The sequence below is a fragment of the Microvirga sp. GCM10011540 genome (assembly GCF_042650665.1).
In the GTDB taxonomy this organism is placed as follows: Bacteria; Pseudomonadota; Alphaproteobacteria; order Rhizobiales; family Beijerinckiaceae; genus Microvirga; species Microvirga lenta.
In genome coordinates, this window is the sequence record NZ_JBHSBQ010000005.1 from 286768 (window position 1) to 307552 (window position 20785).

Sequence of the window (20785 nt, forward strand, 5' to 3'; positions counted from 1 at the left end):
CCATGTCGACCAAACGTCAGCTCGCCCTTGCCCCCTGGATCTTCACCGTCGGCTTCTTCGCCCTGTGGGAGATCGTCTGCCGCGTCCTCGACGTCTCGAGCTTCATCCTGCCGGCGCCCTCGACGATCCTGGAGGCGATCTGGGACTACCGGAACCAGCTCGCCTATCACGCCATGCACACGCTGTGGATGACGATCGCCGGCTTCGGCCTCGCCGTCGTCTTCGGCCTCCTGCTCGGCATGGCGCTCGGCGCCTCGCGGCTCATCAACGCCGGAACCTATCCGCTCCTCGTGGGCTTCAACTCCATCCCCAAGGTCGCGGTGGTGCCCATCCTCGTCTTCTGGTTCGGCGTCGGCTGGGTGCCCCCGGTCATGACGGCCTTCCTGATCTCGTTCTTCCCCATCGTGGTCAACGTGGCGACGGGCATCTCGACGGTGGAGCCCGAGATGGAGGACGTGCTGCGGGCGCTCGGCGCCTCCAAGCGCGACATCATCATGAAGGTGGGCCTGCCCCGGGCGATGCCGTATTTCTTCGGCTCGCTGAAGGTGGCGATCACGCTCGCCTATGTGGGCTCCGTCATCGGCGAGCAGAACGCCTCGAATGTGGGCATCGGCAATCTTCTCACCCGGGCCTCGGCCGCCTTCGAGGTTCCCCTCGTCTGGGCCGCCCTGGTGGTCCTCGCGGTGCTCGGCGTCATCATGTACGTGATCACCGCGCTCATCGAGCAGTCGATGACCGGCTGGGCGCAGCGCTCGCAGATGGCTAACGCCTGAGCGACAGCGGGTTGTCGGACAGGGCCGCGGCGTCGGGCTGGTCGATGCCGGGATTGCCGAGGAAGGCGTTCCAGAGCTTGTCGACCACCTCCCGTTCGAGATCGTCCACGATGAAGACCAGGCGGCTGCGCCGGTCCTCGCTCGGCCAGCGCGGCAGCACCGCCGGCACATGGATCACGTGCTGAACCCCGTGGATCACCACCGGATGCTCCGGGTCCTCGGCGAGGGCCACGAGACCCTTCACCCGTAGGAGCTTGGCTCCCTGAGACGAGCGCAGGAGGTCCAGGAACATGTCGAGGGTGCCCTGGCGGATCGGCCGGTCGCTGGTGAGGCAGAAGGCGCGGATGCGCTCGTCGTGCCGGTTCACGTCGTGGTGGTGATGATGGTGGTGGTGACCATGGCCGTGGTGATGGTGCCCGTGCTGATGGGCATGGCTTTCCCGCTCGGCCTCCTCGACCGCCTCGGCCTTCAGCCATTCCCGCACGTCGGCGATCCTGCCTTCGAAATCGAAGAGCCCGCCCGCGATGATCGCCTCGGCGGGCGCATCGGCTTCGAGGATCGTGGCGCCCGGGTTGAGCTGGCGCACCCGCTCGCGCAGGCGTGCGATGCTCTCCCGGTCCTCGACGAGGTCCGTCTTCGTCAGGACGATCCGCTCCGCGACCGCCGCCTGCTTCAGGGCCTCCCGATGGGCATCGAGGGTCGCGGCTCCGTTCACGGCGTCGATCACCGTCACCACGCCCTCGACCGCGTAGCGCATGGACAGGTAGGGATGGTAGAGCACCGCATGGAGGATCGGAGCCGGATCGGCGAGGCCGGTGGTCTCGATGATCACGCGCCGGAAGGGTGCGATCCTGCCGTTGTCGCGCTTGCGCAGCAGGTCCTCCAGGGTGGCGATCAGGTCGCCCCGGACGGTGCAGCAGAGGCAGCCCGCGGACAGCAGCACCATGCCCTCGTCCACCGTTTCGACGAGGAGATGGTCGAGCCCGATCTCTCCGAACTCGTTGATGATGACCACCGTGTCCTGGAGTGCCGGATCCTGAAGGAGCCGGTTCAGGAGGGTGGTTTTGCCCGCGCCCAGGAAGCCCGTCAGGATCGTCAGCGGAAGGGGAGCGGGAGGGGTGCGTGGGTCGGTCATGGGGTCAATCCGCGATGGCAACGATGGGCGCGCCCCTGTGGCGGCGCTGCTCCAGCAGGACATTGGCGATGATGGCGGACAGCACCAGGGTGCCGCCCGCCATCTGGAGGACGTCCAGGGTCTCGCCCAGGATGACCGCCGAAGACACGGCCGCCACGACCGGCTCGGTGCAATAGATGATGCCGGCGGCCACCGCCGTGATGCGCCCGAGCGCCAGGAACTGCAGCATGAAGCCGATCAGATAGCCGCCGATGGTCATGCCGACCGCGTAGGGCGCCACCGTCAGGGTGGAGGGCGGGTCGAGCTGGCCGGCCGCGAGGGCGATGAGGGCTGCCGTGGGCAGGACCAGGACGTGGATCCAGAACACCTTCGCCACGACGCCGGTGCGGCGGCAGCGGGCGGCGGCGAAGAACTGGGTGGCCGTGGCGAGACTGGCCGCGAAGGCGAGGGCGAGGCCGCGCCAGTCCAGGTCGCCGAAGGCGGGGCCGACCACCATGACGACGCCGATCGTCGCCACGGCCACCACCGCCAGCAGGGCCGGCGTGAGCTTGGTGCCCTCGACGAAGGGGCTCGCCAGAACGATGAAGATCGGAAAGGTGTAGAACACCACCGCGGCCACCGTGACCGGGATGTAGGCTACCGAGGAAAGATAGCAGACGCCCACGAGGGCCGTGGAAACCCCGAGGAGGGCCAGGGTGCCCCGCTCCTCCCGGGCCGTGGCCAGGGAACGCCGCAGGACGACGGCGGCGATCCCGACGAGCAGCAGCATCAGGAACACGCGGTAGACCACGATGGCCGATCCGCTCGCGCCCGCGAACGAGGCCATCCGGGCATAGACGATGTTGAGGCCGTAGAAGGTCGCCGAGCCGAGGGCGAAAAGCATACCGTGGGCGGGAGAGGCTGGATGGGTCATCGCGGCAACCGGGTTGGGGGCCGCACCGTTCGCGCGGTTTGCAGCCGATTGCAAGGGCCCTCCGCCCAAGAAGAAACCGGGCGATCCCTTTCTTGGGAGTTCGCCCGGTTCCGCGTGTCGGTTCTGAGGATCAGTTCTTGGACGATTTGGACTTCGTCGAAGCATCCGCCTTCTGGGGTGCCTTGGCTCCCGCCTTGGTGGCGCTCTTGCCCTCGCCCGTCACCGGCTTCAGGCTGACGCTGGCCCGCGGCTCGTCCTTGCCCTTGGCCTGCGCCTTCTCCTCGCCGGCGTCGTCGCTTTCCGCGGCAGGCTTGGCGGCGGCCTTGGTAGACTTCTTGGCCGGGGCAGCCTTCTTCTTGGTCTTGGCCTTCTGAGCCTCCTCGGCGGCCTTCTCCTTGGCCGCTTCGGCAGCGAGCTCGCTCTCCGAGGGAGGCGTCAGGCCGACCCAAACCCGCTCCGGCTGAACGGCGGAACGCGGGCCGAGGGTCGTGCGCATGGGCTTCGTCGTTCCCGCATAGGCCATCACGTCCGACGAGAAGAGGTTCGGCGTGTTCGTGTTCTCCTCCGCCACGGTCGTCGGGCTGTCCTCTTCCTTCGGCAGGGGGCCGCGCCGGTCGCAGATGACGGGGCGCAGGTCCGGCGGCGTCTGGAGGGACGAGGCGGGCAGGGCCGTCAGCGTCGGATTGGTGAAGTTGACCGAGCTGTTGAAGCCGCGGTCGAACAGGTCGGCAGCCTTCATGGTGCGCTCGTTGGCGGAGGGCGCGCCGAACACCACCGTGATCAGGTGGCGACCGTTGCGGGTGGCGGTGGCGACCACGTTGAAGCCGGAGGAGCAGATGAAGCCGGTCTTCATGCCGTCCGCGCCGGGATAGCGGCCGATGAGGCCGTTGGTGTTGCGCATGATCCGGCGGCCGAACTGGATGGCGCCGATATGGAACAGGTCCTGGTGATCCGGGAATTCGAGCAGGAGCGCGCGGGCGAGGATCGCCATGTCGCGCGCCGTGGTCTGGTTGCGCTCGTCGGGCAGCCCGTGAGGATTGGCGAAATGGCTGCTGCTCATGCCGAGGCGCTGCGCCGTCGCATTCATCAGCTCGGAGAAGCCGTCGATGGAGCCGCCGAGGTTTTCGGCGATGGTCGCGGCGACATCGTTCGCCGACTTGACCATGATGATCTTGAGCGCATTGTCGAGGCGGATCTGGGTGCCCGGCTTGAAGCCCATCTTGGACGGCGGCTGCGACGCCGCGCTTTCCGAGACGGTCAGAAGCTTGTCCATGCTGGCCTGGCCGCTGCGGATCTGATCGAGCGCCACATAGGTGGTCATCAGCTTGGTGACCGAAGCCGGATACCAGGGATCGGTCGCCCGCTCCGCGTGGAGGACGCGGCCGGACTCAACTTCCACGACGAGAGCCGGAGTACTGGCCCAGGCTGCCCCGCTCACGAGAGCGGCGAAGGCCAGGACGGTCATACGGATGGCTCGGCTTGCGTTCATACGGAACGGCTCCATGAAGTCGATTGTGGCAGAGGGGAGTCCGACGGACCCGCTTGCGCCAGCTAGGCTATTTTTAGTCCTGCGCCCCAGTTATGACCAGGGTCAGAACGGCTTATTGTTCATGAATATCCACCCTTTCTAAGGGATTCCATGGCAAGAGAGTGGCAAGAGCCGCGCGCTTTGAAGATCAATCCATGAATTTATCCCTTCTCTGGATTCCCGTGACCTTGGCCGCTGCCGCGGCCCAGACGGGCCGTAACGCGACGCAGCGCCGCCTGACGGAGCGGATCGGGACCGTGGGCGCGACCCAGGTCAGGTTCCTCTATGGGTTTCCTTTCGCGCTTCTGGCGCTCGCCGGAGCGAGGTTCGCGACGGGCGAATCCGTGCCCGCGCCGGATGCGACCTTCCTGCTCTACGTTCTCGGCGGGGCCGCCACGCAGATCCTGGCAACGGCGTTGATGCTGTCCGCCATGCGCGAGCGCGCCTTCTCGGTGGTGACGGCCTACACGAAGACCGAGCCCGTCCAGGTGGCCCTGTTCGGCCTCGTGCTGCTCGGCGATCCGTTGACGCCCACCATGGCCCTGGCGATCCTCATCGCCACGTCCGGCGTTCTCCTGATGTCGGTGAAGCCGGGCACGGGCCTGGCCTCGGCAGGCCTGCGGCCGGTCATCGCCGGCATTGCGGCGGGAGCGTTCTTCGCCCTTGCCGCCATCGGCTTCCGCGGTGCGATCCTGTCCCTTCCGGAGGGGTCCTTCCTGATGCGGGCGACGACGACCCTGGTCTGGGGGCTCGGGCTGCAGACGGCCATGCTGCTTCTCTGGCTCGGCCTGTTCGACCGCAAGGCGCTTCTTGCGAGCTTCGAGGCCTGGCGCCCGTCTCTCGGCGCCGGCTTCCTGGGGGCGCTTGCCTCCCAGTTCTGGTTCATCGGCTTCGCCCTGACCACGGCCGCCAACGTCCGCACCCTCGCTCTCGTCGAGGTGCTGATGGCGCAGGCCGTGTCCCACCGCTTCATGGCCCAGACCACCACCCGCCGGGAGCTGGCCGGAATGGGGCTCATCCTCGGCGGCGTCGCCATGCTCCTGCTGTCGCAGCGCTGACGTTAAGCGGCTCCGTTCGGGGACCTTCGGAAGGCCCCAGCGGATCGGACCGGCACGATGCCGGTCATCGCTCGCCCGCCTTGATCCATTTGTCGACCGCCGGCGGTCGATAGGACCGGATGGCTTCGATCAGGGCGTCCGGCTCCCGCTCGACGATCAGCATGGCGCGGTGGATCGGCTTGACGAAGCCCCTGTCCACCACGTCGTCGAGGAAGCCTGCCAGCTTGTCGTAGAAGCCGCTCACGTTGAGAAGGGAGCAGGGCTTGCGGTGATAGCCGAGCTGAGCCCAGGTCCAGACCTCGAACAGCTCCTCGAAGGTGCCGAGCCCGCCGGGCAGGGCGACGAAACCGTCGGAGAGTTCCGCCATCAGCGCCTTGCGCTCGTGCATGGAGCCGACGATCCTGAGATCCTTCAGGCCCTTATGGGCGATCTCCTTGTCGACGAGAGCCTGGGGCATCACGCCGATCACGTTCCCGCCCCCGGCCAGGACCGCATCCGCCACCGCCCCCATCAGGCCGACCGATGCGCCGCCATAGACCAGGTCGATCTTCTGCTCCGCGAAGGCCGCGCCCAGGGCCTTCGCCGCATCGAGATAGGACGAATCATGGCCCGCGCTGGAGCCGCAGAACACGCAAAGACGCATGGGAAACCTCATTGGAAGGCGCCCTTTGGACCATGAAGGGCCAAGCCCGGGCAAGCCGTTCCGGAGGGCTTCCGGCGAACTTTTCACAGGGCCCGGAAGCCCTCCCTTGCTGCCTTTCCCAAACGGCCCCATCTTCCCTTTCAGATAAAGAGATTCGCGAGGAAACCTCCATGACCGCCTGCATCGTCGGCTGGGCCCACACCCCCTTCGGCAAGCTCGACAACGAGAGCGTCGAGAGCCTTATCGTCCGCGTCGCCAACGAGGCGCTGGACCATGCGGGCCTGGGAGCCGAGGATGTGGACGAGGTGGTCCTCGGCCATTTCAACGGCGGCTTCTCGGCTCAGGACTTCACGGCCTCCCTGGTGTTCCAGGCGAGCGACAGGTTCCGCTTCAAGCCGGCGACGCGGGTCGAGAATGCCTGCGCCACGGGCTCCGCGGCGGTGCATCAGGCCATCAAGACCATCGAGGCCCGGCGCGCCCGCACCGTGCTCGTGGTCGGCGTGGAGCAGATGACGCGCACCCCAGGGCCGGAGATCGGCAACATCCTGCTCAAGGCCTCCTACCTGCCCGAGGACGGAGAGACCAAGGGCGGCTTCGCCGGCGTCTTCGGCCAGATCGCCGGACGCTACTTCCAGCGTTACGGCGACCAGTCCGACGCGCTCGCCATGATCGCCGCGAAGAACCACAAGAACGGCGTCGACAACCCCTATGCGCAGATGCGCAAGGATCTCGGCTTCGACTTCTGCCGGGCCGAGAGCGACAAGAACCCCTTCGTGGCGGGCCCGCTCAAGCGCACGGACTGCTCCCTCGTCTCGGACGGCGCGGCGGCGCTCGTTCTGGCCGACACGGAGACGGCCCTGCGCATGCCCCGGGCGGTCGCCTTCCGGGCCACGGCCCATGCGCAGGACTTCCTGCCCATGTCGAAGCGCGACATCATCCAGTTCGAGGGCTGCGCGGAAGCCTGGCGCCGGGCGCTCGACCAGGCCGGAATCCAGCTCACGGACCTCTCCTTCGTGGAGACTCACGACTGCTTCACCATCGCCGAACTGATCGAATACGAGGCGATGGGGCTGACGGCTCCCGGACAGGGCGCCGTCGCGGTCAAGGAGGGCTGGACGAACCGGGACGGCAAGCTGCCGGTGAACCCTTCCGGCGGCCTCAAGGCCAAGGGTCATCCGATCGGCGCGACCGGCGTCTCCATGCATGCGCTCTCGGCCATGCAGCTCTGCGAGGAGGCCGGCGGGATCCAGGTGAGGAACCCGGTTCTCGGCGGCATCTTCAACATGGGCGGCGCGGCGGTGGCGAACTACGTCAGCGTGCTCGAGCGGATCAAGTAATCCCGCATCCGTCGCCCTATTCCCCCGGCGCTCTCGCCTGGATGGCGAGGGCGTGCAGGCCCCGGTCGAATGCCCCGCTCAGCACCTCGTTGACGAGGCGGTGGCGCTCGACCCGGCTCTTGCCGATGAAGGCCTCCGACACGATATGAATACGGAAGTGAGTTTCGCCCCCCTCGCGCCACCCGGCGTGTCCGTGATGCTGCTCTGACTCGTCCGTGACGGTCAGCTCCGCGGGATGAAGGCGGTTCTGCAATTCCTGCGTGATCCAAGCGGCAAGGGTCATGTTTTGTAGTAAACCTTTTTGAACGGGTCTGCGGCGAAAAGCGCTGAGGCCTTGGCTAGGGGCCTCAGGCCACTCATAATCGCTGTATCATGGATCTCAATTCGCCTCTTTTCGACCGCATCCGCATCAAGCCGTCCTGCGACGAGCCGCGCGAGACCAAGGGACCCGTCTGCGAACATCCGGCCTGCAAGGCGGAGGGGCAGTATCGGGCGCCGAAGGGGCGCGACCACGAGGGGCAGTACTGGCGTTTCTGCCTTCAGCACGTGCGCGAGTACAACGCATCCTACAACTACTTCGCCGGCATGTCCGACACCGCCGTGGCGGCCTACCAGAAGGACGCCATCATCGGCCATCGGCCGACCTGGGCCATGGGCGTGAACGCGTCCGGCAAGAGCGAGGGCGCGGAAGCCAAGGGCGAGGCCCGGGAATGGGCCTATTTCGATCCGCTGGGAATCCTGCGGGGCGAGGACTTCCGCCAGGGGCGCCAGCGCCGGGCGCCGGCCGAGCCCAAGAAGCCCCGCTACACGGGCGCCGTGCGCCGCGCGCTCGACGTGCTCGGCCTCGACGAGACCGCCGAGGGACCGGCCATCAAGGCCCAATACAAGGCGCTCGTGAAGCAGTTCCATCCGGATGCCAATGGCGGCGACCGCTCCTTCGAGGAGCGTCTGCGCGACATCATCAAGGCGCATGACGTCCTCAAGTCCGCGGGCCTGTGCTGAGAAAGCGCCGAATCCCGTATAACGCAACCCTGTTGAGCACTTGAGAAATTGCGCCATCGCGCCACGGGCGATATGAAGTCCTTGGCAAAGTTAGAAACGAAACGTTCCAAATCCGACCGAGAGGCCCCAATGACGGCAGCAACCGAGACAGTGACCCAAACTCCGGACATGAAAGTGTCCGTGCGACAGGTCTTCGGAATCGACTCGGATCTGGAGGTTCCCGCCTTTTCCCAAGCCGAGGAGCATGTGCCTGATCTCGATCCGGACTACCTCTTCGACCGGGAGACGACGCTCGCCATTCTCGCCGGCTTCGCCCGCAACCGCCGCGTGATGATCACCGGCTATCACGGCACCGGCAAGTCGACCCATATCGAGCAGGTGGCCGCGCGGCTGAACTGGCCCTGCGTGCGCGTCAACCTGGACAGCCACGTGTCGCGTATCGACCTCGTCGGCAAGGACGCCATCGTGCTCAAGGAGGGCAAGCAGGTCACCGCCTTCCAGGACGGCATCCTGCCCTGGGCCCTGCAGAACAACGTGGCGCTCGTGTTCGACGAATACGACGCGGGCCGTCCCGACGTGATGTTCGTGATCCAGCGCATCCTGGAGCAGTCGGGCAAGCTCACGCTCCTCGACCAGAAGCGGGTCATCCGGCCTCACCCGGCCTTCCGGCTCTTCTCGACGGCCAACACGGTGGGCCTGGGCGACACGTCCGGCCTCTATCACGGCACGCAGCAGATCAACCAGGGCCAGATGGACCGCTGGTCCATCGTGACGACCCTGAACTACCTGCCGCACGACAAGGAGGTGGACATCGTCCTCTCCAAGGCCAAGCACTACCAGGACAGCCCGGAGGGCCGCGACATCGTCAACAAGATGGTGCGCGTGGCCGACCTCACCCGCAGCGCCTTCATGAACGGCGACCTCTCGACCGTCATGAGCCCGCGCACGGTGATCACCTGGGCCGAGAACGCCGAGATCTTCGGCGATACGGGATTCGCGTTCCGGGTGACCTTCCTGAACAAGTGCGACGAGCTCGAACGGCCCCTCGTGGCCGAGTTCTATCAGCGTTCCTTCGGCAAGGACCTGCCGGAAAGCGCCGTGAACGTGGCGCTGTCGTAAAGTGTCATCCCGGACGCGCCCGCGGGGCGCGACCCGGGATCGTATGGGAGCTTCGCTGGTTTAGGCGATCCCGGCTCGTCGCTACGCTCCGGCCGGGATGACGGGTAAAGGAATGAGATGTCCATCTCGAACCGCAAGCCAGGTGAGAAGAAGGAAGCGCCGGCGGAGCCGCTGAAGCGCTCCATCGCCGGCGCCATGAAGGCGATTGCCCGCAAGCCGGATCTCGAGGTGACCTTCGCGTCCGACCGTCCGGCTCTCATGGGCGACAAGGCCCGCCTGCCGGAACCGCCGCGGCGGCTGACCACCCAGGACGTGGCGGTGCTGCGCGGCAATGCGGATGCCATGGCCCTGCGCCTCGCCTGCCACGATGCGGTCCTGCACCGCCGGCTCGCCCCGGAGGGCCAGGCCGCCCGTGCGGTCTTCGACGCGGTCGAGCAGGCCCGGGTCGAGTCCATCGGCTCGCGCCGCATGAAGGGCGTCGCCTCCAACATCACGGCGATGCTCGAGGACCGCTACCATCGCGGCGGAAAGTACGAGGACATCACCGACCGCGCCGATGCCCCGCTGGAGGATGCGGTCGCGCTCATGGTGCGCGAGCGCCTGACCGGCGAAAGGCCCCCGCCGGCGGCGGCGAAGATCGTCGAGCTCTGGCGCGATTTCGTCGAGGATCGCGCCGGCCGCGACCTGGACGGGCTGCTCAAGAACATCGAAAGCCAGCGCGATTTCGCCCGCTCCATCCGCGAGCTCCTCTCCTCCCTGGACATGGCCGACGATTCGGCCCTCAACCCGGAGGACGACGAGAGCGAGGAGGAGAACGAGTCCGATCAGGACCAGCAGCAGGGCGAGGGCGAATCGGAGCAGGAAGCCCAGGGCGACCGCGCCGAGGTGGAGGTGAGCGAGGACGCCACCGACGAAATGGAGGACAGCGCCACCGAGGATTCGGACGGCCCCACCGGGGAGATGCCGGAGGAGGCCGAGGAGGCCGATTCCGAGAATGCCGCCGAGGCCTGGCGGCCCCCGTCCCGCCACAACGAAGCCCGCGGACCGGATTACAAGCCCTTCACCACCCGGTTCGACGAGGTCATCCATGCGGAGGATCTCTGCGATTCCGACGAGCTGACGCGCCTGCGCGCCTATCTCGACAAGCAGCTCGCCCATCTCCAGGGCGTGGTCGGCCGGCTGGCGAACCGCCTGCAGCGCCGCCTCATGGCCCAGCAGAACCGCGCCTGGGAGTTCGATCTGGAGGAGGGGTCCCTCGATCCGGCACGTCTGCCGCGCGTGGTCATGGACCCGTTCCAGCCCCTGAGCTTCAAGCAGGAGCAGGACACCAACTTCCGCGACACGGTGGTGACGCTGCTTCTCGACAATTCCGGCTCCATGCGCGGCCGTCCGATCACGGTGGCGGCCACCTGCGCCGACATCCTGGCCCGGACGCTCGAACGCTGCGGCGTCAAGGTGGAGATCCTCGGCTTCACCACCCGGGCCTGGAAGGGCGGTCAGGCGCGCGAGTCCTGGCTGCAGGGCGGCAAGCCCGCCAATCCCGGCCGCCTCAACGACCTGCGCCACATCATCTACAAGTCGGCCGACGCGCCCTGGCGGCGCGCGCGCAAGAACCTCGGCCTGATGATGCGCGAGGGTCTGCTCAAGGAGAACATCGACGGCGAGGCGCTCGACTGGGCGCACAAGCGCCTGCTCGGCCGGCCCGAGCAGCGGCGCATCCTGATGGTGATCTCCGACGGCGCGCCGGTCGACGATTCGACCCTCTCGGTCAATCCGGGCAACTACCTCGAGCGGCACCTGCGCTTCATCATCGAGGAAATCGAGACCCGTTCTCCGGTGGAGCTCATCGCCATCGGCATCGGACACGACGTGACGCGCTATTACCGCCGCGCCGTGACCATCGTCGATGCGGAGGAGCTCGGCGGCGTCATGACCGAGAAGCTCGCGGAGCTCTTCGAGGAGAACCCGCCGCAGGCGACGCGCGCTCCCCGGCGCAGAGCCTTCGCTTGAGGCTGAGCCGGCGCTCGCTCCTGATCGGCGGCGGCGCCCTCACCGCGACCACGATCGCCGCCGGCTTCGGCGCCGCGCTGGTGCCGCGGCCGGCGCCGCTCACAGAGGCCACCGCGATCACGGTCACGGCGACGCCGATCGACCGTCTTTCCGTCTCCAGCCTCGACCGGTCCCGCTTCGGCGCCCTGGAATTCCGGTCGGGCCTGGATCTCCAATCCCCCAATCCCGCCTTCGGCGGATTCTCGGCTCTCTGGCGCTCGCCCGACGGGCGCCGCCTCGTGGCCGTGGCCGACCATGCCCATTGGCTGCAGGCACAGGTCGAAACCTCGGAAGGGCGGCTCTCCGGCCTGTCCGACGCCGTGCTCGCCCCCCTGCGGCTCGAAGGAGGCAAGCCCCTGGCGGAGTCGCGCTTCTACGACACGGAAAGCCTCGCCGTTTCCGGCAGGACGGCCTTCGTTGGCGTGGAGCGCTCCCACGACGTCATCCGCTTCGACTGGGATGAAAGGGCGGCCTGGAGCGGGGGCGGCCCGTTCCCGTGCCCGAGGAGCTCAAGGACCTTCCCGGAAACCGGGGGCTCGAGGCCATCGGCATCGCCCCGCCGCGCTCGCCCCTTTCCGGCGCCATCGTGGCCGTTGCGGAGCGGGCGGCGAGGGGGGACGAGGCCCCCACGAGGGGCTTCATCCTCACGGGACCTCGGCAGGGGGCGTTCGAGGTGGTTCGCTCCAACGGCTACGAGATCGCCGATCTCGCCTTCCTGCCCGATGGCGACATGCTGCTCCTCGACCGGCGCTTTTCCCTCCTCGGGGCCTTCTCCATCCGGCTGCGCCGGGTCGCCCGGGACGCGATCAGGCCCGGGGCTCTGGTGGACGGTCCCGTCATCTTCGAGAGCGACGCCTCGCTGCAGATCGACAACATGGAAGGTCTCTCGGTGCACCGCGAGGGCGGAGAGACGATCCTGACCCTGATCTCCGACGACAATTTCAGCCCGTTTCAGCGGACGATCCTGCTCGAATTCGCTCTCGTGGGCTGAGACACGGACGCCGGGCCCACAAAGAAAGAGGCGCTCCAGGGAGCGCCTCTCGAGAATGCAGGTCTTCGTCTTCGGGCCGTCACGCCGCCCGACGGGGCCGGTGCTGCATGAGCGCCAGGATTGCGCCGTAGGGTGCGATGGACAGGGCTGCGAGCCCGAGCTTCACCCCGTAATCGGCCACGGCCAGGCTGACCCAGGGCAGGGCGATGCATTGATCGGCGATGCCGAAGGTGCCCAGGGCGTCGCTGATCGTCAGGCCGAGGCCCGGCACGACGCCGCAATAGAAGGCGAAGGAGAAGAAGATCGCCGTGTCGAGGGCGGACGAGATCACGGACGACACGAAGGGCGGAAGCCACCAGGCCTTGTCCCGCAGGCCCGCGAAGATGCGGATGTCGAGGAGCTGGGCCGCCAGGAAGGCCATGCCCGAGGCCATGGCGATGCGCGGGGTGGCGAGGACGACCGAGAGGATCACGGCCAGCACGAAACCGGCATAGACGACCCGGCGCGCGCCCTGCTGTCCGAAGCGCCGGTTGGACAGGTCGGTGACCAGGAAGGAGAAGGGATAGGTGAAGGCGCCCCAGGTCAGGTAGTCGCCCAGCCCCATATGGGTGAACGGATACTGGACCAGGATATTGGACGAGAGCACGACAACGGTCATGGCCGCGAGCGCGATCGTGAAGTCGCGGCGGTTGATCTTCGTCTTCACGGTCATCTCCAGAGCCTCCGGTTCGGCCCGAAACGGCCAAGCCTCGCAGCCAACGCAAAACGGGCGGCTGTGAGGCCGCCCGCAGCGCAGAGCTTGTGCGGTTCGAGATTAGCTCGCGGCAGCGAGCTTCTTCTCGATCTCGCGCTTGATCGTGAGAGCGTTCGACGACAGCTCGTCCGCCTTGGCCTTGGCCAGGAAGGCGTCGAGGCCGCCGCGGTGCTCGACCGAGCGCAGCGCATTGGCGGACACGCGCAGGCGCACGGAGCGCTGCAGGGTGTCGGACTGGAGCGTGACGTTGCAGAGGTTCGGCAGGAACTTCCGCTTCGTCTTGCGGTTCGAGTGGCTCACCAGGTGGCCACTCAGCACGGCCTTGCCGGTCAGTTCGCAACGGCGCGACATGGGTTCAATCCTATTGTATCGAGGGGTCGCGGCCTCAAATCTCGCGGGTTTGCTTCAGCGCAGATCCCGCGTGGCCGGACACCAAAAGTCCTTGGAAGGTGCGAGCCTATAGGCCGAAACAGGGCCCCGCGTCAAGAATAGCAGGGTGCCGCATCTCGATTTTTTGCAACATCGTGGTCACGATATGGACTGATTCCCATATGATGTGACATGACACTCCTCCAGGAAAGCCCCATGCGCCTCATCGCCTCCGCATTCATGACTCTGGCCCTTGTCGGCATCGGCACCCCCGGCGAGGCGCAGACCCTCAAGGTGGAGTACGACGTCTCCCTCATCGGCCTGCCGCTCGGGAAGGCCGACCTGTCCTCGTCCTTCGACGGCTCGAAATACAAGATGCAGGCGGCCGTGAAGCTCTCCGGCCTGGCCCGGATGCTCACGGGCGGCAAGGGAGTGGCCACGGCCTCCGGCACCATCGCGGGCTCGCAGCCTCAGCCCGCGAGCTTCGCCGTGACCTCCCGCTCCTCCAGCGACCAGCGGACGGTCCGGATGGGCCTGACCGGTGGCAATGTGGCGGCGGTGGACATCGACCCGCCCATAGACGAGAAGCCCGACCGGGTTCCGGTCAAGGACGGCGACAAGAAGGGGGTGGTCGATCCGGTCAGCGCCCTTCTCATGCCGGCGGTCGCATCGGGGAACCTGATGTCGTCCGCCAACTGCAACCGCACCCTTCCGGTCTTCGACGGCGCCGCCCGGTTCGACGTGGTTCTCAGCTATGCCGAGACCAAGGATGTGGAGCTTCCTGGCTATTCGGGCCCTGTCCTGGTCTGCAACGCCCGTTACGTGCCGATTTCCGGCCACCGCTCCCTGCGCCCCTCCACCAAGTTCATGCAGGACAACCGGGACATGTCGGTCTGGCTTGCTCCCGTCGAGGGGCAGCGCCTGCTCTTCCCGGTGCGGGTCGCCGTGCGCACCATGATCGGTATGAGCGTGGTCGAAGCCTCAAGCTGGTCGGTGGACGGGGGCGCGAAGGTCGTGCCGACCTCCCTGCGGCCCTGAGGACGAAAAGCCTTAAAGTTCAGCGGAAATTCGTTCCGGCTGTGGTGATTCCCGTTTGAAACACCATATAAGGGTCGAGCCTGCAGCTCGGCCCGCGCCGGGTTGCTATCGTCGAGAGGGGCAGCCCGAGCCGATGCCGACCCGCGGTTCCGAAATCCCTCGTTCTCGTTTCCGGGACGAACCCGCACTCTGAAATCAGGCATGGCCCGCCGTTCCCTTCCCCCGCAAATACGCTCGCGCGGCGTAACAGCCGTGCTCGGCCCGACGAATACCGGCAAGACCCACCTCGCCATCGAGCGGATGCTCGGCCACGAGAGCGGCATGATCGGCCTGCCGCTGCGCCTGCTCGCCCGCGAGGTGTATCAGCGCGTGGTGGAGAAGGCCGGCGCCCACAACGTGGCCCTCGTGACCGGCGAGGAGAAGATCAAGCCGGACCGGCCGCGCTACTGGATTTCGACCGTCGAGGCCATGCCGCGGGACCTCGACCTCGCCTTCGTGGCCGTGGACGAGATCCAGCTCGCCAGCGACCTCGACCGGGGCCACGTCTTCACGGACCGCCTCCTGAACCAGCGCGGACGCGAGGAGACCCTGCTCATCGGGTCCAACACCATGCGGCCCCTGATCGAGACGCTCATCCCCGGCGTCCACGTGATCACCCGGCCGAGGCTCTCGAAACTCACCTTCGCGGGCGAGAAGAAGGTGTCGCGCCTGCCCCGCCGCAGCGCCATCGTGGCCTTCTCGGCCGAGGAGGTCTATGCCATCGCGGAGCTGATCCGGCGCCAGAGCGGAGGCGCGGCGGTCGTCCTGGGGGCGCTCTCGCCCCGCACCCGCAATGCGCAGGTCGAGCTCTACCAGAACGGCGACGTGGATTATCTGATCGCCACGGACGCCGTCGGCATGGGGCTCAATCTCGACGTGGACCACGTGGCCTTCGCGTCCGACAAGAAATACGACGGCTTCCGCTTCCGGAAGCTCTACAATCCGGAACTGGCCCAGATCGCCGGCCGCGCCGGCCGCCACATGCGCGACGGCACCTTCGGCACCACCGGCCGCTGCCCGCCTTTCGATGCGGAAACCGTCGAGGCGCTGGAGAATCACACCTTCGATCCGCTGCGCATCCTGCAATGGCGCAATCCCGACCTCGATTTCTCCACCCTGGGGCGCCTGCGCGATTCCCTGGGGGAGCAGCCGCGCGAGTTCGGCCTCGTGCGGGCGCCCATGGGCGAGGACGTGGCGGCGCTCGAAGTGCTGGCGCGGGACGACGACATCCAGGCCTTCGCGCGCTCCAAGGTCGCAGTCGAGCGGCTCTGGCAGGTGTGCCAGGTGCCCGATTACAGAAAAGTGTCCCCGCAGACCCATGCGGATCTCGTGGGACAGATCTATCGTTTCCTGATGAAGGACGGCGCCGTTCCGGCGGACTGGTTTTCCCGGCATTTGTCGGCCATGGACCGTACGGACGGCGATATCGACACCCTCTCCAATCGGATAGCACAGGTCCGGACTTGGTCCTTCGTCGCTAACCGTCCCGACTGGTTGAAGGATCCTGAGCATTGGCAGGGTGTTGCGCGTCAGGTAGAGGACAAGCTATCGGACGCGCTCCATGAACGTCTCGCCCAGCGCTTTGTCGACAGGCGAACCAGCGTTCTCATGCGGCGCTTGAGAGAGAACACGATGCTCGAAGCGGAAATTACGACCTCCGGCGATGTCACGGTCGAGGGTCAGCACATCGGTCACCTGCACGGCTTCCATTTCGTGCCTGACCCCCAGGCCGACACGGCGGAGGCCAAGACCCTGCGGAACGCGGCAAGCAAGGCGCTGGCCGGAGAAATCGAGGCGCGGGCCGACCGGTTCGCCGAGACGCCCGACACCACGCTCGTGCTCTCGAACGACGGCACCATCCGCTGGATGGGCGATCCGGTCGCGAAGCTGGAGCCCGGCGACAAGCTCTTCGAGCCCCGCCTGCGCATCCTCTCCGACGAGCAGCTGACGGGGCCGGCCCGCGACAAGGTCGAGAATCGCCTGCGCGCCTGGCTCAAGGCCTATATCGTGCGCCTTCTCGGCCCGCTGATGCAGCTGGAGGAGAGCACGGAGCTCGCGGGTCTGGCCCGGGGCATCGCCTTCCAGATCGGCGAGGCGCTGGGCGTGCTGGAGCGCTCCAAGGTCCTCAACGAGGTGCGCAGCCTCGATCAGGAGGCCCGCGCGGCCCTGCGCAAGGCGGGCATCCGCTTCGGCGCCTATCACCTTTACCTGCCGGCGCTGCTGAAGCCCGCGCCCCGCACCCTGGCGGCGCAGCTCTGGGCGCTGCAGAACGGCGGCCTCGAGCAGAAGGGCATCGACGAGATCGCCCATCTGGCCCAGTCCGGCCGGACCTCGATCCCCGTCGATCACGACATCGCGCCGGGCCTCTACCGCGCCGCCGGCTTCCGGGTCTGCGGCGGACGGGCGGTGCGCGTCGACATCCTGGAGCGCCTGGCGGATCTGATCCGTCCGGCCATGACCTACCGTCCCGGGGTGACCCCCGGCGAGCCCCCTCCGGGCGCGGCGGATGGCGACGGCTTCGTGGCGACGGTATCCATGACCTCCCTCGTGGGCTGCGCCGGCGAGGATTTCGCCACCATCCTGAAATCGCTGGGCTATGTGGCCGAACGCCGTCCGGGTCCCGCCATCACGACCCCGCTCGCGCAGGCGCCCGAGGCGCCGGCTGCGGCTCCCGAGGGCGGGCCGGAAGCACCTGCGGCCGAGGGCGAGACTGCCGCGGCGGCCGGCGAGACCCCGGACGAGGAGGGGCCCGTCCTCACGCAGGAGGTCGGCGCCGTCGCCGCGGAGGCTCCGGAAGGCGCGACGAGCGTCAACGAGGCCGTGGAGGCTGCCCAGGAGGGTGCTTCCGAAGCCGCTGCTCCGGCCGAGGGCCAGGAAGGCGCCCCTTCCGGTGAGGCCGCCGCGCCGGCAGAGCCCGAGATGATCGAGGTGTGGCGTCAGGGCCGCCGTCAGCACGAGGGCGGACAGGCCCGCCACGGTCGCGGCCGGCCCAACCGGGGCGAGCGCCAAGACCGCCGTCCCCGCCAGGGCGAGGCTCAGGGCGAGCAGCCTTCGGGCGAGCGTCCGCATCGGCACGGTCCGCGCCCGGATCGCCGTCCCGAGCACCGGGAAGGGCAGGGCGAGGGCGGCAGGCCGCAGAACCGGCCCCCGCGCGCCGGCGGCCGTCCGGACGAGCGCCGTGGTCCCCGGCCCGACAAGCGCCACGAGGGCCGCCGCGACGGCGGACAGGATCGCCGCGATAAGCAGCCCGACCCGAACTCGCCCTTCGCCAAGCTGATGGCCCTCAAGGCCCAGCTTGAGGACAAGAAATAGGCGATGACGGTCCATGCGTGAGGACCGGCAGCGCCTCGACAAGTGGCTCTGGTTCGCACGTTTCGCGAAGTCCCGGACGCTCGCGGCCAAGCTCGTCGCGAGCGGTTTCGTCCGGGTGAACGGCCAGCGCATCGACAGCCCGGCCAAGGCCGTGGCCGTCGGTGACGTGGTCACCCTGGCCCTGGCCCGGTCCACCCTCGTGGTCCGGGTCGAGGATCTCGGGGCGCGGCGCGGCCCTGCAACGGAAGCAAGGCTGCTCTACCTGAACCTGGAGCCTGGCGACGGAACGCTTGTCAGCGGCGACGACAGCCGCTAGAGCGACGCTGAGCTCCTCTCTTTTCTCGAACTGACCCTCCAAAGGACTGTTCATGACCTACGTCGTCACGGAAAATTGCATCAAGTGCAAATACATGGACTGCGTCGAGGTGTGTCCGGTCGACTGTTTCTACGAGGGCGAGAACATGCTCGTCATCCACCCCGACGAGTGCATTGATTGCGGCGTCTGCGAGCCGGAATGCCCGGCCGAGGCCATCAAGCCGGATGCGGAGCCCGGCCTGGAGCAGTGGCTCAAGCTCAATGCCGACATGGCCAAGAGCTGGCCCAATATCACCCAGAAGAAGGATGCGCCCCCGGACGCCAAGGAGTTCGACGGCGTGGCGGGCAAGTACGAGAAGTTTTTCACGCCCAATCCGGGTGAGGGCGATTAAGTCGGTTCGGGTGCGAGCTTGAGCATAATCGCACCTTCTTAACAGTGTTTCTGAAATATTTTTGCTTTTTCGGGCGGACTGTGATAGGGTCCAGTCAATGCCGTCGCATGCGCCCATTCCGTGCGCCGACCCCGCAGGTAGGCTGATCACACGATGAATCAATGATGCATGACCAATGACCTAAGGTAAGCGACGCCTTATGTCATGGGTCGTGGGCGTTTTCTAGCTACTGGCTTAATCAGGGAGTCGAGCGGAACAGTCAAGTTCCGCAACCATTCATTCTCGTTCCTCCGGGGCCCTGCCCGATGGAATACAAGCGCCCTCGCCATGAGGCGAGGACCATGCAAGGAGGCCTCTCTCGCATGACGACCGCCAAGAAGTCCGCCCAGCGCCTGGGTTTTAAAGCCGGCGAAGCAATTGTGTATCCCGCTCACGGCGTCGGCCGCATCACGGCCGTGGAAGAGCAAGAGATCGCGGGCTTTAAACTGGAACTGTTCGTGGTGTCCTTCGACAAGGACAAGATGGTCCTGCGCGTCCCCACCGCGAAAGCCTCCAGCGTCGGCATGCGCAAGCTCGCCGAGCCGGCTCTCGTGCAGAAGGCGCTTGACGTTCTGACCGGTCGTGCCCGCGTGAAGCGCACCATGTGGTCGCGCCGCGCCCAGGAATACGAAGCGAAGATCAATTCCGGCGACCTGATCGCCGTGACCGAGGTCGTGCGCGATCTGTACCGCTCCGAGGCTCAGCCCGAGCAGTCCTACAGCGAGCGTCAGCTCTATGAATCCGCCCTCGACCGCGTCGTCCGCGAGATCGCGGCGGTCAACAAGATCACCGACACCGAGGCCCTGAAGCTCATCGAGCAGAGCCTGGCCAAGTCGCCGCGCCGCGCCAAGGGCGCCGAGGCGGAAGGCGATGCGGATGTCGACGGCGACGACCTGCAGGAAGAGGCCGCCTGATCCAGGCGCCGCCTTCAGGCCCGAAACCCATGGAAAAGCCCGGCTGTCGCGTCGGGCTTTTTTGTTGCGCGGCCCTTGTTTTCAGGGGCCGGGAATCTATTTCCGCAAACTCAGCAGTTCCGGACTGAACTTTTTCCGGCCTCGCTCGTTGTGTCTCTGCCAAGGGAGGACACAATGGGAGAAATCTCTGGGGTTCGTCGCCGGTTCGTCCGCGCCGCCATGAATGCTCCTTTTCTCGAGAGAGAAGAAGAGCATCTTCTTGCCGTGCGCTGGAAGGAACACCGGGACGAGACTGCGCTTCACCAATTGACTGCGGCGCACATGCGCCTCGTGATCGCGCTCGCAGCGCGCTTCCGTCACTATGGGCTGCCGATGGCCGATCTCGTGCAGGAGGGCCATGTGGGCCTTCTTGAGGCCGCCGCCCGTTTCGAGCCCGAACGCGAAGTTCGCTTCTCGACCTATGCGACCTGGTGGATCCGTGCCTCCGTGCAGGACTACATCCTTCGCAACTGGTCAATTGTCCGTGGCGGAACAAGTTCCGCTCAGAAGGCTCTTTTCTTCAACCTGCGCCGCCTGCGCGCCCGCCTGACCCGGGGCGGCGAGGAGCGCATCGCTTCCGACGTTCATGAGAAGATCGCCGAGGCGATCGGCGTCTCCCGCGCGGATGTCGCCCTCATGGATGCCCGCCTCTCGGCTCCGGACACGTCCCTCAACGCTCCCGTTCTCGATGCCGATTCCTCGAATTCGGCCGAGCGGGTCGAGTTCCTGGTGGACAACAGCCCCTTGCCGGACGAGAGCGTGACCGACGTGATCGACACCGAGCGCCGCGTGCGCTGGCTGCAGCAGGCGCTCGAGGTTCTCAACGAACGCGAACTGCGCATCCTGCGCGCCCGCCGTCTCGACGAGGAGCAGGTGACCCTGGAATTCCTCGGCGACCGGCTCGGCATCTCCAAAGAGCGCGTGCGCCAGATCGAGAACCGGGCTCTGGAGAAGCTCAAGCGCGCCCTGATGGAGAAGTATCCGCAGGCCTCCGGCGCCTTCGTCTGAGGCCGGTTCGGCTCCTCC

General features: G+C 67.0%; 20 protein-coding genes and 1 pseudogene. 14 read left to right on the forward strand and 7 right to left on the reverse strand.

The genetic code is table 11. The features are described 5' to 3' along the window. The first annotated feature begins 2 nt into the window (after positions 1-2). The gene (locus ACFOYU_RS02015) at positions 3-773 is read left to right on the forward strand and encodes an ABC transporter permease (protein ID WP_226737729.1); all 771 of its coding nucleotides are present in this window, start codon (positions 3-5) and stop codon (positions 771-773) included. Here ACFOYU_RS02015 and ACFOYU_RS02020 read toward each other — a convergent pair. The 3 genes from ACFOYU_RS02020 to ACFOYU_RS02030 form a co-directional block, all read right to left on the reverse strand. Next, positions 763-1908 (reverse strand): CobW family GTP-binding protein, encoded by a 1146-nt coding sequence (locus tag ACFOYU_RS02020; RefSeq protein ID WP_377032237.1) that lies wholly within the window; start codon positions 1906-1908, stop codon positions 763-765. The two genes, ACFOYU_RS02015 and ACFOYU_RS02020, sit on opposite strands and share 11 nt — an antisense overlap. Positions 1909-1912: 4 nt before the next feature. Further along, the gene (locus tag ACFOYU_RS02025; protein ID WP_226737725.1) at positions 1913-2821 is read right to left on the reverse strand and encodes a DMT family transporter; all 909 of its coding nucleotides are present in this window, start codon (positions 2819-2821) and stop codon (positions 1913-1915) included. 130 nt (positions 2822-2951) lie between these two features. Further along, on the reverse strand, positions 2952-4310 hold the full coding sequence (locus ACFOYU_RS02030; RefSeq protein WP_226737723.1) for a D-alanyl-D-alanine carboxypeptidase family protein: 1359 nt from the start codon (positions 4308-4310) through the stop codon (positions 2952-2954). A gap of 194 nt (positions 4311-4504) precedes the next feature. Here ACFOYU_RS02030 and ACFOYU_RS02035 point away from each other — a divergent pair, with 194 nt between their 5' ends. After that, complete coding sequence (locus ACFOYU_RS02035; protein WP_226737721.1) at positions 4505-5407, forward strand: EamA family transporter; 903 nt, start codon at positions 4505-4507, stop codon at positions 5405-5407. A 64-nt stretch (positions 5408-5471) separates the two neighbouring features. On the opposite strand, the gene ACFOYU_RS02040 is transcribed toward ACFOYU_RS02035, so the two are convergent. Next, positions 5472-6050: a TIGR00730 family Rossman fold protein gene (locus ACFOYU_RS02040; protein ID WP_226737719.1), complete on the reverse strand. Its 579-nt coding sequence runs from the start codon at positions 6048-6050 to the stop codon at positions 5472-5474. Positions 6051-6220: 170 nt separating this feature from the next. On the opposite strand from ACFOYU_RS02040, the gene ACFOYU_RS02045 reads away from it, so the two are divergent. Then, positions 6221-7387: an acetyl-CoA acetyltransferase gene (locus tag ACFOYU_RS02045; RefSeq protein WP_226737717.1), complete on the forward strand. Its 1167-nt coding sequence runs from the start codon at positions 6221-6223 to the stop codon at positions 7385-7387. Positions 7388-7403: 16 nt separating this feature from the next. On the opposite strand, the gene ACFOYU_RS02050 is transcribed toward ACFOYU_RS02045, so the two are convergent. Continuing rightward, positions 7404-7670, reverse strand: coding sequence for a BolA family transcriptional regulator (locus tag ACFOYU_RS02050; RefSeq protein ID WP_226737715.1), 267 nt, complete (start codon positions 7668-7670; stop codon positions 7404-7406). 89 nt (positions 7671-7759) lie between these two features. Here ACFOYU_RS02050 and ACFOYU_RS02055 point away from each other — a divergent pair, with 89 nt between their 5' ends. From ACFOYU_RS02055 to ACFOYU_RS02075, 5 genes and pseudogenes are all read left to right on the forward strand, one after another. Further along, positions 7760-8389, forward strand: a complete 630-nt coding sequence (locus tag ACFOYU_RS02055; protein WP_226737713.1) for a J domain-containing protein — start codon at positions 7760-7762, stop codon at positions 8387-8389. 129 nt (positions 8390-8518) lie between these two features. Then, positions 8519-9508, forward strand: a complete 990-nt coding sequence (gene cobS / locus ACFOYU_RS02060) for a cobaltochelatase subunit CobS (protein ID WP_226737711.1) — start codon at positions 8519-8521, stop codon at positions 9506-9508. Between the two features lie 117 nt (positions 9509-9625). Then, complete coding sequence (gene cobT / locus ACFOYU_RS02065; RefSeq protein WP_377032238.1) at positions 9626-11518, forward strand: cobaltochelatase subunit CobT; 1893 nt, start codon at positions 9626-9628, stop codon at positions 11516-11518. 80 nt (positions 11519-11598) lie between these two features. Next, positions 11599-12015 (forward strand): annotated as a pseudogene (locus tag ACFOYU_RS02070) (esterase-like activity of phytase family protein); the annotation flags it as partial. A gap of 14 nt (positions 12016-12029) precedes the next feature. Further along, positions 12030-12548, forward strand: a complete 519-nt coding sequence (locus tag ACFOYU_RS02075) for an esterase-like activity of phytase family protein (protein WP_377032486.1) — start codon at positions 12030-12032, stop codon at positions 12546-12548. Between the two features lie 79 nt (positions 12549-12627). On the opposite strand, the gene ACFOYU_RS02080 is transcribed toward ACFOYU_RS02075, so the two are convergent. Both ACFOYU_RS02080 and rpmB read right to left on the reverse strand, forming a co-directional pair. Then, positions 12628-13260, reverse strand: coding sequence for a queuosine precursor transporter (locus ACFOYU_RS02080; RefSeq protein WP_377032239.1), 633 nt, complete (start codon positions 13258-13260; stop codon positions 12628-12630). Positions 13261-13362: 102 nt separating this feature from the next. After that, on the reverse strand, positions 13363-13653 hold the full coding sequence (gene rpmB, locus ACFOYU_RS02085; protein ID WP_226737703.1) for a 50S ribosomal protein L28: 291 nt from the start codon (positions 13651-13653) through the stop codon (positions 13363-13365). A gap of 210 nt (positions 13654-13863) precedes the next feature. Between rpmB and ACFOYU_RS02090 the strand changes: the two genes are divergently transcribed. From ACFOYU_RS02090 to ACFOYU_RS02115, 6 genes are all read left to right on the forward strand, one after another. Further along, positions 13864-14709 (forward strand): DUF3108 domain-containing protein, encoded by an 846-nt coding sequence (locus ACFOYU_RS02090; protein ID WP_226737701.1) that lies wholly within the window; start codon positions 13864-13866, stop codon positions 14707-14709. Between the two features lie 201 nt (positions 14710-14910). Then, complete coding sequence (locus ACFOYU_RS02095; protein WP_377032240.1) at positions 14911-18060, forward strand: helicase-related protein; 3150 nt, start codon at positions 14911-14913, stop codon at positions 18058-18060. A 13-nt stretch (positions 18061-18073) separates the two neighbouring features. Further along, positions 18074-18376: an RNA-binding S4 domain-containing protein gene (locus ACFOYU_RS02100; protein ID WP_226737698.1), complete on the forward strand. Its 303-nt coding sequence runs from the start codon at positions 18074-18076 to the stop codon at positions 18374-18376. 52 nt (positions 18377-18428) lie between these two features. After that, positions 18429-18767: a ferredoxin FdxA gene (gene fdxA, locus ACFOYU_RS02105; RefSeq protein WP_226737695.1), complete on the forward strand. Its 339-nt coding sequence runs from the start codon at positions 18429-18431 to the stop codon at positions 18765-18767. A gap of 362 nt (positions 18768-19129) precedes the next feature. Continuing rightward, the gene (locus ACFOYU_RS02110) at positions 19130-19720 is read left to right on the forward strand and encodes a CarD family transcriptional regulator (protein WP_226737694.1); all 591 of its coding nucleotides are present in this window, start codon (positions 19130-19132) and stop codon (positions 19718-19720) included. Between the two features lie 174 nt (positions 19721-19894). Further along, positions 19895-20767, forward strand: a complete 873-nt coding sequence (locus ACFOYU_RS02115; protein WP_226737692.1) for an RNA polymerase factor sigma-32 — start codon at positions 19895-19897, stop codon at positions 20765-20767. The last annotated feature ends 18 nt before the right edge of the window (positions 20768-20785 follow it).